General features: G+C 61.4%; 9 protein-coding genes and 1 tRNA gene. 7 read left to right on the top strand and 3 right to left on the bottom strand.

Annotation, left to right across the window (positions count from 1 at the left end):
• Window position 1: 1 nt before the first annotated feature.
• Together AC6BYQ_RS26675 and orn are read right to left on the bottom strand one after the other, a co-directional pair.
• Window positions 2-77, bottom strand: a tRNA-Gly gene (locus AC6BYQ_RS26675).
• A 192-nt stretch (window positions 78-269) separates the two neighbouring features.
• On the bottom strand, window positions 270-815 hold the full coding sequence (orn, locus tag AC6BYQ_RS26670; RefSeq protein WP_019453388.1) for an oligoribonuclease: 546 nt from the start codon (window positions 813-815) through the stop codon (window positions 270-272).
• Between the two features lie 245 nt (window positions 816-1,060).
• On the opposite strand from orn, the gene rsgA reads away from it, so the two are divergent.
• From rsgA to mscM, 3 genes are all read left to right on the top strand, one after another.
• Window positions 1,061-2,110 (top strand): small ribosomal subunit biogenesis GTPase RsgA, encoded by a 1,050-nt coding sequence (gene rsgA, locus AC6BYQ_RS26665; RefSeq protein WP_019453389.1) that lies wholly within the window; start codon window positions 1,061-1,063, stop codon window positions 2,108-2,110.
• Between the two features lie 75 nt (window positions 2,111-2,185).
• Window positions 2,186-3,079, top strand: a complete 894-nt coding sequence (gene asd, locus AC6BYQ_RS26660) for an archaetidylserine decarboxylase (protein ID WP_019453390.1) — start codon at window positions 2,186-2,188, stop codon at window positions 3,077-3,079.
• Window positions 3,080-3,092: 13 nt separating this feature from the next.
• A complete protein-coding gene (mscM, locus tag AC6BYQ_RS26655) occupies window positions 3,093-6,440 on the top strand; it encodes a miniconductance mechanosensitive channel MscM (protein ID WP_197667628.1) in 3,348 nt (1,115 codons plus the stop codon).
• Between the two features lie 68 nt (window positions 6,441-6,508).
• Here mscM and epmA read toward each other — a convergent pair whose 3' ends face one another.
• Window positions 6,509-7,486 carry an elongation factor P--(R)-beta-lysine ligase gene (gene epmA / locus AC6BYQ_RS26650; protein WP_004929681.1) on the bottom strand — a complete coding sequence of 326 codons (978 nt, stop codon included), beginning with the start codon at window positions 7,484-7,486 and terminating at the stop codon, window positions 6,509-6,511.
• A 385-nt stretch (window positions 7,487-7,871) separates the two neighbouring features.
• Between epmA and frdA the strand changes: the two genes are divergently transcribed.
• From frdA to frdD, 4 genes are read left to right on the top strand one after another with little or no spacing between them, the layout of a single operon-like run.
• Entirely contained in the window at window positions 7,872-9,668 is a 1,797-nt protein-coding gene (frdA, locus tag AC6BYQ_RS26645) for a fumarate reductase (quinol) flavoprotein subunit (protein ID WP_025159579.1), read from the top strand.
• Window positions 9,661-10,395 (top strand): succinate dehydrogenase/fumarate reductase iron-sulfur subunit, encoded by a 735-nt coding sequence (locus AC6BYQ_RS26640; protein ID WP_019453394.1) that lies wholly within the window; start codon window positions 9,661-9,663, stop codon window positions 10,393-10,395. Before frdA ends, AC6BYQ_RS26640 begins: the two co-directional genes overlap by 8 nt.
• 15 nt (window positions 10,396-10,410) lie before the next feature.
• Entirely contained in the window at window positions 10,411-10,803 is a 393-nt protein-coding gene (frdC, locus tag AC6BYQ_RS26635; RefSeq protein WP_004929673.1) for a fumarate reductase subunit FrdC, read from the top strand.
• Window positions 10,804-10,815: 12 nt separating this feature from the next.
• Window positions 10,816-11,175 carry a fumarate reductase subunit FrdD gene (gene frdD / locus AC6BYQ_RS26630; protein ID WP_004929672.1) on the top strand — a complete coding sequence of 120 codons (360 nt, stop codon included), beginning with the start codon at window positions 10,816-10,818 and terminating at the stop codon, window positions 11,173-11,175.
• Window positions 11,176-11,225 lie beyond the last annotated feature (50 nt).

The raw sequence follows: 11,225 nt of genomic DNA, 5'->3' as shown, positions 1-11,225 counted from the left end.
TTGGAGCGGGAAACGAGACTCGAACTCGCGACCCCGACCTTGGCAAGGTCGTGCTCTACCAACTGAGCTATTCCCGCCCGGCGTATCGATGGTGGAACGTTACGAAATTCTTCATCGGTACGGGGTGCGCATTATACGAGAAATCCTTTTTGTCGCAAGCCCCTGAAAGCAAAAAAACGCGATTTTTGTTTAATTGCCGATTAAAGCGCCAGATTGGCGAATTAAGCGGCTAAAAACGGCGTTTTTTCTCCACAGGGGCTGCTATCGCCTTAAAGCTGAATGAAATGTTCGCGGTAATAAGCCAGTTCGGCCACCGATTCGCGGATGTCATCCAGCGCTTGATGGGTGCCCTGCTTCTTAAAGCCGCCGAGAATTTCCGGCTTCCAGCGGCGCGCCAGCTCTTTCAGCGTGCTGACATCCAGATAGCGGTAATGGAAGTAGGCCTCCAGTTCCGGCATATAGCGGAACAGGAAACGGCGATCCTGGCCTACGCTGTTGCCGCAGATCGGCGATTTGCCGGCCGGCACCCATTGCTGCAGGAAGGCGATGGTTTCCAGCTCGGCGGCGCGATCGTCCTGACGGCTGGCTTTCACTCGCTCCACCAATCCGCTGCCGGTATGGGTGCGCACGTTCCACTCGTCCATCAGGGCCAGCTGCTCATCGGTTTGATGCACGGCGATCACCGGCCCTTCCGCCAGGATGTTCAGGTTGGCGTCGGTGACCAGCGTGGCGATTTCGATAATGCGGTCACGCTCGGGATCCAGCCCGGTCATCTCCAAATCGATCCAAATCAGGTTATTTTCGTTTCCTGTCATGATGTTTCCTGCCTAAAAGCCGAGAGAAAAACGCTGCGCGGACGAGACGGCGGGCGCCGCCGGTGGCGACGCGCCGCAGCCGGCGGCTAACAACGGTTATTTAATATAAAATAGCGTGTATCATAGTCTTTTTGGTCGCCCTGGGCGACATATACCCTGACGGGTTCAAGGCTGCGCCCGGGGAAAGTCCCCCGCCGCAGCTGTGCGTATACGTAAAGGTATAAAACCGATTCAAGTGAGGCGCAGTGAGTAAGAACAAACTGTCCAAAGGCCAGCAACGCCGCGTGCAGGCGAACCATCAGCGCCGTCTGAAGCGCGCTGACAACAAACCGGAACCTGATGATTCCCAACTGGGCGAGCCGCAGGAAGGCGTCGTCATCAGCCGTTTCGGCATGCACGCCGACGTTGAGGCGCCGGATGGCACTCAGCACCGCTGCAACATCCGCCGCACGCTGCGTTCGCTGGTGACCGGCGATCGCGTGGTGTGGCGCCCCGGCCTGGGTGCCCATGAAGGGGTAAAAGGCATTGTGGAAGCGGTGCACGAACGCACCTCGGTGCTGACGCGCCCGGATTTCTACGACGGCGTGAAGCCGATCGCCGCCAATATCAATCAGATCGTCATCGTGTCGGCGATCCTGCCCGAGCTGTCGCTGAACATCATCGACCGCTATCTGGTGGCCTGCGAGACGCTCGAAATCGAGCCGCTGATCGTGCTCAACAAGATTGACCTGCTGGACGCCGAAGCACGCAAGCTGGTCGACGGCATGATGGATATCTATCGCAAGATTGGCTACCGGGTGCTGGAAGTCTCCAGCCAGACGCGGGAAGGCATGGCGGAATTCGAACAGGCGCTGGCCGGGCGCATCAGCATCTTCGCCGGTCAGTCCGGGGTCGGCAAGTCCAGCCTGCTGAACGCGCTGCTGCCGCCGTCCGAAGAGCAAATTCTGGTAAATCAGGTTTCCGACGTATCGGGCCTCGGGCAACATACCACCACCGCCGCGCGGCTGTACCATTTCCAGCACGGCGGCGATGTGATCGACTCCCCAGGGGTGCGCGAGTTTGGCCTGTGGCACCTGGAGCCGGAACAAATCACCCGCGGCTTTGTCGAATTCCGTGATTATTTAGGCGGTTGCAAATTCCGCGACTGCCGCCACGATACCGATCCCGGCTGCGCCATTCGCGAGGCGATGGAGAAAGGCGATATCGCGGAAGAGCGTTTCGACAACTATCACCGCATTCTGGAAAGCATGGCGCAGGTGAAGGTTCGCAAGAACTTCACGGACGCCGCAGACTGACACTAACGGGCGGGATTGACGACGGCGGAGCCCTCGTTACAATGCGCGCCCTTTACCCTGATTCACGAGGTTAACGTGCTGGATAGCATCAAGATTAAATTGCAATATTGGTTGCCTAAGCTGGCGCTGACCCGCCTGGCGGGCTGGGGCGCGGACAAACAGGCTGGCTGGCTGACCCAACTGGTGGTCAAGACCTTCGCCCGCTACTACCGCGTGGAGATGCAGGAAGCGCAAAATCCGGACCTGGCGTCTTACGCCACTTTCAACGACTTCTTCGTGCGCCCGCTGCGCGACGGCGCGCGCCCTATCATCGCCGACGCCAACTGGCTGGCGCTGCCCGCCGACGGCGCCATCAGCCAGCTCGGTCCGATCCGCGACGATCAAATCTTCCAGGCTAAAGGCCACCATTACAGTCTGGAAGCGCTGCTGGCCGGCAACTATCTGCTGGCCGAGCCGTTCCGCAACGGCCTGTTCGCCACCACCTATCTGGCGCCGCGCGATTACCACCGCGTACACATGCCGTGCGCCGGCGTGCTGCGCGAGATGATCTATGTGCCGGGCGATCTGTTCTCGGTCAACCCGCTCACCGCCGCCAACGTGCCTAACCTGTTCGCGCGCAACGAGCGCGTGATCTGCGTGTTCGACACCGACATCGGGCCGATGGTGCAAATCCTGGTCGGCGCCACCATCGTCGGCAGCATCGAAACCGTCTGGGCCGGCACCGTCACGCCGCCGCGCGAAGGCATCATCAAGCGCTGGACCTACCCGGCCGCCGGTGAAGAAGGTGCCATCGCGCTGGAAAAAGGCGCCGAGATGGGCCGTTTCAAGCTCGGCTCCACGGTGATCAACCTGTTTACCGCAGGCAGCGTACAGTTCGCGCCGCAGCTGCATAACGGCACCGTCACCCGCATGGGTGAGGCCTTCGCCGAAATTCCGGCCGCCGCTGAAACACCACAGACCCCGCTCTAAAGGAATCGACGCCGTGCGCCTGATCATCACGCTTTTGCTCGGTTGCCTGCTGTGGCAACCGGCGCTGGCCGCCCCCGTGCCGACCGAGAACCAGCTCAAACAGGAGCTGAAGCAGGCGGAAAGCAGCAAAAACGCGCCGAATCAGGCGGAGACCACCGAAGCGCTGCAAAGCGCTCTCAACTGGCTGACGGAGCGTAAAGAGTCGCAGACTCGCTCCGAGCAGTATCAGAGGGTGATCGACGATTTCCCGAAGATGACGCAGGAGTTGCGCCGGCAGCTGGTGCTGGAAAGCAACAAGATCCTGCCGAACGGCGACGATCTCCCGGCGGCCGATCTGGAGCAGCAGATCCTGCAAACCAGCAGCCTGCTGCTGGAACAGGCACGCCTGCTGCAGCAAGAGCAGGATCGCACCCGGGAAATCAGCGACTCGCTCGGCCAGCTGCCGCAGCAGCAGACTGACGCCCGCCGCGCGCTGACCGAAGTGCAGCGCCGTTTGCAGGCGCAGCCCGCCAACCCGACCACGCCGTACGCGCAGGCCGCCCTGGCCCTGCTGCAGACCGAAGCCGCGGCGCGCAAGGCAAAAGTGGACGAACTGGAGCTGGCGCAGCTGTCGGCCAACAATCGCCAGGAGCTGGCGCGCATGCGCGCCGAAGTCTATAAAAAGCGCCACGAGAAAATAGACGTTCAGCTGCAGGCGCTGCGCAACAACCTCAACGCCCAGCGCCAACGCGAAGCGGAACTGGCACTGGAAAAAACCGAGCAGTTGGCCGAGCAAAACGGCGATCTGCCGAAGAGCATCAGCCAACAGCTGCAGATCAACCGCGAACTGTCCGCCGCGCTGAACAACCAGGCGCAGCGCATGGATCTGATTTCATCGCAGCAGCGGCAGGCGGCGGCGCAGACGCTGCAGGTGCGCCAGGCGCTGAGCACCATCATCGAACAGGCCCAGTGGCTCGGTTCGTCGTCGGCGCTGGGGGAAACCCTGCGTGCGCAGGTGGCGACCTTGCCGGAAATGCCCAAACCGCAACAGCTGGACGGCGACATGGCCCAGCTGCGCGTGCAGCGCCTGCAGTTTGAAAACCAGCTGGAAAAACTGTCGCAGCGCGAATTCAAACGCGACGACGGCAGCGCGCTGACCAACCAGGAGCAGCGCATCGTCGATGCCCAGCTGCGCACCCAGCGCGAGCTGCTGAACTCGCTGTTGTCCGGTTGCGACACCCAAATTCTCGAGCTGACCAAGCTGAAGGTGGCCAACACCCAGCTGATCGAAGCGTTGAACGAAATTCGCGACGCCACCCACCGCTACCTGTTCTGGGTGCCGGACGTCAATCCGATCAACTTCTCTTACCCGCTCAACGTGGCGCACGATCTGACGCGCGTCCTGTCGCTGGATACGCTGTCGCAGCTCGGCGGCGCCTTCATGATGATGGTGACCAGCCGCGAAACGCTGATCCCGATCTTCGGCGCCCTGCTGCTGGTGATTTTCAGCATCAGTTCGCGCAAGCACTATCACGCCTTCCTCGAGCGCGCCAGCAGCCGCGTCGGCAAGGTGACGCAGGATGAATTCTTCCTGACGGTGCGCACCGTGTTCTGGTCGATTCTGGTGGCGATGCCGCTGCCGGTACTGTGGGCCGCACTCGGCTACGGCCTGCAAAGCGCCTGGAACTACCCGGTGGCGGAAGCGATCGGCAAAGGGGTGACCGCCACATTGCCGATCCTGTGGATCTGTATGATCTGCGCCGCCTTCGCCCACCCGCAGGGGCTGTTCATCGTGCACTTCCGCTGGCCGGCGAAGCAGGTCTCGCGCGCCATGCGCTACTACAAAATGTCGATCTGGCTGATCGTGCCGCTGATCATGGCGCTGATCACCTTCGATAGCCTGAAAGAGCGCGAGTTCGCCAACACGCTGGGGCGGCTGTGCTTCATCCTGCTGTGTCTGGCGCTGGCGCTGGTCACCCACAGCCTGAAACGCGCCGGCATCCCGCTGTATCTGGATAAAAACGGCTCCGGCGACAACATGCTCAACAGCGCCTTTTGGGGGCTGCTGCTGTCGGCGCCGCTGCTGGCGGCGCTGGCGTCGACCGTCGGTTACCTCACCACCGCGCAGGCGCTGTTGGCGCGCCTGGAAACCTCGGTGGCGATCTGGTTCCTGCTGCTGGTCATCTACCACATCATTCGCCGTTGGATGTTGATCCAGCGGCGGCGCATCGCCTTCGATCGCGCCAAACAGCGCCGCGCCGACATTCTGGCCCAGCGCGCCCGCGGCGAAGACGAAACTTCGCATACCCCGAACAGTACCGAAGGATCCATCGATCCGGACGATTCAGACTTCGATCTGGACACCATCAGCGCCCAGTCGCTGCGGCTGGTGCGTTCGATCCTGACGCTGATCGCGCTGGTGTCGGTGATCGTGCTGTGGTCGGAGATCCACTCCGCGTTCGCCTTCCTGGAAAACATCTCGCTGTGGGACGTCACCTCGACGGTGAACGGCGTGGAAACCGCCCATCCGATCACCCTCGGCGCGGTTCTGATCGCCATTCTGGTGTTGATCATCACCATGCAGCTGGTGCGCAACCTGCCGGCGCTGCTGGAGCTGGCGGTGCTGCAGCACCTCGATCTGTCGCCAGGCACCGGCTACGCCATCACCACCATCACCAAGTACCTGCTGCTGCTGTTTGGCGCGGTGCTCAGCTTCGCCTGGATCGGCATCGAATGGTCGAAACTGCAATGGGTGGTCACCGCGCTCAGTCTGGGGTTGGGCTTCGGCATGCAGGAGATCTTCTCCAACTTCATCTCCGGCCTGATCATCCTGTTCGAGAAGCCGATCCGCATCGGCGATACCGTGACGATCCGCAACCTGACCGGCACCGTCACCAAGATCAACACCCGCGCCACCACCATCTCGGACTGGGACCGCAAAGAGATCATCGTGCCGAACAAAGCCTTCATCACCGAGCAGTTCGTCAACTGGTCGCTGTCGGATAACCTGACTCGTGTGGTGCTGACCGTACCGGCGCCGGGCGAAGCCAACAGTGAAGAGGTGACCAAGATCCTGATGAACGCCGCCGAGCGCTGCTCGCTGGTGCTGGATAACCCGGCGCCGGAGGTCTACCTGGTCGACCTGCAGCAAGGCATCCAGATCTTCGAGATGCGTATTTACGCCGCCGAGATGGGCCACCGCATGCCGCTGCGCCACGAGATCCACCAGCTGATCCTGGCAGGCTACCGCGAGCACGGCATCACGCTGCCGTACCCACCGTTCCAGGTGCGTACCGAGACGCTGTCGCGGCTGACCAACAACGGCCGTACGCCGCCGTCCACGCCGGCGCCGAATACCAAGCGCGACGCCGGAGGGCTGTAAGGGATTCTCGCGATAAAAAAAGGGCCGGCATTTGCCGACCCTTTTTGCTTTTCTCACCGCCTGAAACGTCAGGCGATCCCGACCGGGAAGGCCAACACGTCGCTCAGGCTCTCGGCGCCCAGCGCCAGCATCACCAGACGATCCACGCCCAGCGCCACGCCGGAACATTCCGGCATGCCGTGCTGCAACGCCGCCAACAGGTTGTAGTCGATAGGCTGCTGCGGCAGGCCGCGCTCCGCGCGCTTGCGATTGTCCTGCTCGAAGCGTTGCTGTTGTTCACGGCCGTCGGTCAGCTCGCGGAAACCGTTCGCCAGCTCAATGCCCTTGAAGTACACCTCGAAACGCTCCGCCACGCGGTGGTCCTCGGTGCTGATCTCCGCCAACGCCGCCTGGCTGGCCGGGAAGTGGTAGACGAACGCCGGCTTTTCACGACCGATATGTGGCTCCACGCCCACGGTGAACAGCAGCTGCAGCAGCGTATCGCGGTCTTCTTCGGTATCGGCGATGTTGCTCAGATCGAGTTTGGCCGCCGCTTCACGCAGCTGCGCCTTCTCCGCCGACAGCGGATCGATGTCCAGATGACGCAGGAACGCCTGCTGATAAGACAGGGTCTCCGCGCTCTCGCAGTCCAGCACCTGTTGCAGCAGATCGTCCACCTCATTCATCAGGCGGTACATGTCGTAGTGCGGACGGTACCACTCCAGCATGGTGAATTCCGGGTTGTGATGCCGCCCGGCTTCTTCATTGCGGAAGCTGCGCCCCATTTGGTAGATCGGGCCGCTGCCCGCCGCCAGCAGGCGCTTCATGTGATATTCCGGGCTGGTCATCATGTATAGCGTCAGGCCCTCTGCCGCCCCCGGCCCGACGAAACGCGTCTCGAACGGGAACAGGTGAACGTCGGTGACCGTCGCCTGGCTCATGGTGGGCGTCTCAACCTCCAGCACGCCACGATCGGCGAAGAAACGCCGGATCTCAGCCAGAATCGCTGCGCGTTTCAACAAATTGGCGATGGGTGCACTAGGCTGCCAGCTTGCCGTTTCGCTCATGGTAATTAACTCCGAAATCAAACAGGGGATGCAGTCTACTCGCATCCTTGCAGCCAAACAAATTCTTCACGATGCGCAACTGGCGATAACGCCAATTTCCGATAAATAGGCGGCAAAAGCGCGCTAAAAAGGGTAAAGCACGCCGAACACGCGAAAAGGCAGGCAAGCCTGTTGGTCGAGCGTTAATCGACAAAACAATCGATCACATCAAATTTCCACTACTTAACTTTAGGTATAGTTAATTCCCCATTATTGGTGGGAGATATCTATCCTTAACCTTTAAGCAACATTAATCGGTTCAATTAGTTAGCACCCGAAGAGTTCGCTAAATTTTAAGCATAGATATTTAACTTGCCGTTCTTAATAAGAACATTGGAGGAATGCAGTGCAAACCTTTAACGCCGATCTTGCCATTATTGGGGCCGGGGGCGCTGGTTTACGTGCAGCAATAGCCGCAGCGGAAGCCAATCCCCAACTGAAAATCGCGCTGATCTCTAAGGTCTACCCGATGCGCAGCCACACGGTCGCCGCCGAGGGGGGCTCCGCCGCCGTCACTCAGGATCACGATACCTTCGACTACCACTTCCACGACACCGTTGCCGGCGGCGACTGGCTGTGCGAGCAGGACGTGGTCGATCACTTCGTGCATCAGTGCCCGCGCGAGATGACCCAGCTCGAACAGTGGGGTTGCCCGTGGAGCCGCAAACCGGACGGTTCGGTCAACGTGCGGCGCTTCGGCGGCATGAAGATCGAACGCACCTGGTTCGCCGCCGACAAGACCGGCTTCCACATGCTGCACACTCTGTTCCAGACTTCGCTGAAATACCCGCAAATCCAACGCTTCGACGAGCACTTCGTGCTGGATATCCTGGTGGATGACGGCCAGGCGCGCGGCCTGGTGGCGCTTAACATGATGGAAGGCACCCGCGTGCAGATCCGCGCCAACGCGGTGGTGATGGCCACCGGCGGCGCCGGGCGCGTCTATCGCTACAACACCAACGGCGGCATCGTCACCGGCGACGGCATGGGCATGGCGTTCCACCACGGCGTACCGCTGCGCGACATGGAGTTCGTGCAGTATCACCCGACCGGCCTGCCCGGTTCCGGCATCCTGATGACCGAGGGCTGCCGCGGCGAAGGCGGCATCCTGGTGAACAAGGACGGCTACCGTTACCTGCAAGACTACGGCATGGGCCCGGAAACCCCGCTGGGCGAGCCGAAGAACAAATACATGGAGCTGGGCCCGCGCGACAAGGTGTCCCAGGCCTTCTGGCACGAATGGCGCGCCGGCCGCACCATCGCCACCCCGCGCGGCGACGTGGTCTACCTCGATCTGCGCCACCTGGGCGAGAAAAAGCTGCTGGAGCGGCTGCCGTTCATCTGCGAACTGGCCAAAGCCTATGTCGGCGTCGATCCGGTGAAAGATCCGATTCCGGTGCGCCCTACCGCGCACTACACCATGGGCGGCATTGAAACCGACCAAAACTGCGAAACCCGCATCAAGGGGCTGTTCGCAGTCGGCGAATGCTCCTCCGTCGGCCTGCACGGCGCCAACCGTCTCGGCTCCAACTCGCTGGCGGAACTGGTGGTGTTCGGCCGCGTCGCCGGTGAACACGCGGCGCGCCGCGCGCTGGAAACCGCACCGGCCAACGGCGCCGCGCTGGATGCGCAAACCCGCGACGTCGAAACCCGCCTGAGCAACCTGATGAAACAGGAAGGCAACGAGAACTGGGCGAAGATCCGCGACGAAATGGGGCTGTCGATGGAAGAAGGCTGCGGTATCTACCGCACGCCGGAGCTGATGCAAAAAACCATCGATAAGCTGGCCGAGCTGAAAGAGCGCTTCAAGCGCGTCAAAATCACCGACAACTCCAGCGTGTTCAACACCGATCTGCTGTACACCATCGAGCTGGGTTACGGCCTGGACGTCGCCGAGTGCATGGCGCACTCCGCGCTTAACCGCAAAGAGTCGCGCGGCGCCCACCAGCGCCTGGACGAAGGCTGCACCGAGCGTGACGACGTCAACTTCCTCAAACATACCCTGGCGTTCCATAATCCGCAGGGCGCGCCGCGTCTCGAATACAGCGACGTGAAAATCACCAAGCTGCCGCCGGCCAAACGCGTCTACGGCGCAGAAGCCGAAGCGCAGGAGAAAAAGAATAAGGAGCAGGCAAATGGCTGAGATGCAAACCCTGAAGATCGACGTCATGCGCTATAACCCGGAAACCGACGCCGAGCCGCATTTCGTCACTTACGCCGTGCCTTACGATGAACAAACCTCGCTGCTCGACGCGCTGGGCTACATCAAGGATAACCTGGCGCCGGATCTCTCCTACCGCTGGTCGTGCCGCATGGCGATCTGCGGCTCCTGCGGCATGATGGTCAACCGCGTGCCGAAGCTGGCGTGCAAAACCTTCCTGCGCGACTATGTCGGCGGCATGAAGGTCGAAGCGTTGGGCAACTTCCCGATCGAGCGCGATCTGGTGGTCGACATGACCCACTTCATCGAAAGCCTGGAGGCAATCAAGCCGTACATCATCGGTAACGATCGCAAACCGGAAGATGGCCCGAACGTGCAGACCCCGGCGCAGATGGCCAAGTACCACCAGTTCTCCGGCTGCATCAACTGCGGCCTGTGCTACGCCGCGTGCCCGCAGTTCGGCCTCAACCCCGAGTTTATCGGCCCGGCGGCGATCACGCTGGCACACCGCTATAACCTGGACAACCGCGACCACGGCAAGAAACAGCGCATGCCGCAGCTCAACGGCCAAAACGGCGTCTGGAGCTGCACCTTCGTCGGCTATTGCTCTGAAGTCTGCCCGAAACACGTCGATCCCGCCGCCGCCATCCAGCAGGGCAAGGTGGAGAGCGCCAAAGACTTCATGATCGCCATGTTGAAGCCGCAATAAGGGAGAAAAATTGCCATGACAACTCAACGTAAGCCCTATGTGCGCACCATGACGCCCACCTGGTGGCAAAAGCTCGGCTTCTACCGTTTCTATATGCTGCGCGAAGGCACCTCGGTGTTGGCGGTGTGGTTCAGCATCGTGCTGCTGTACGGCGTGTTTGCGCTGAAGGGCGGCGCCGAGAGCTGGGCCGGTTTCGTCGGTTTCTTGCAGAATCCGCTGGTGCTGTTGATCAACGTCGTCGCCCTGCTGGCGGCGGCGCTGCATACCAAAACCTGGTTCGATCTGGCGCCGAAGGCCGCCAATATCGTGGTCAACAGCGAGAAAATGGGGCCGGGCCCCATCGTGAAAGGGCTGTGGGCCGTCACCATCGTCGTCAGCGTGGTCATCCTGGCCGTGGCCCTGATCTAATCCGGAGGAAACATGATAAATCAAGCACCTAAACGCTCCGACGAGCCGGTTTTCTGGGGATTGTTCGGCGCCGGCGGCATGTGGGGCGCGATCGTCGCGCCGGCCATCGTGCTGCTGGTCGGCATTCTGCTGCCGCTGGGGCTGTTCCCCGGTGAGGCGCTGGGTTACGAGCGCGTGCTGGCGTTCTGCCAGAGCCTGATCGGCCGCCTGTTCCTGCTGCTGATGATCATTCTGCCACTGTGGTGCGGCCTGCACCGCATCCACCATGCGATGCACGATCTGAAGATCCACGTGCCGGCCGGCAAGTGGGTGTTCTACGGTCTGGCGGCGATCCTCAGCGTGGTCACCGTCATCGGCGTCGTCACGCTGTAAACCGCTCGGGTGGCCAACGCCCGTTGGCCGCCCTTTTCTCATCGGCTACA

This window comes from Serratia sp. LTN-2 (assembly GCF_059740205.1).
This window is presented reverse-complemented; position numbering and strand designations above follow the sequence as displayed.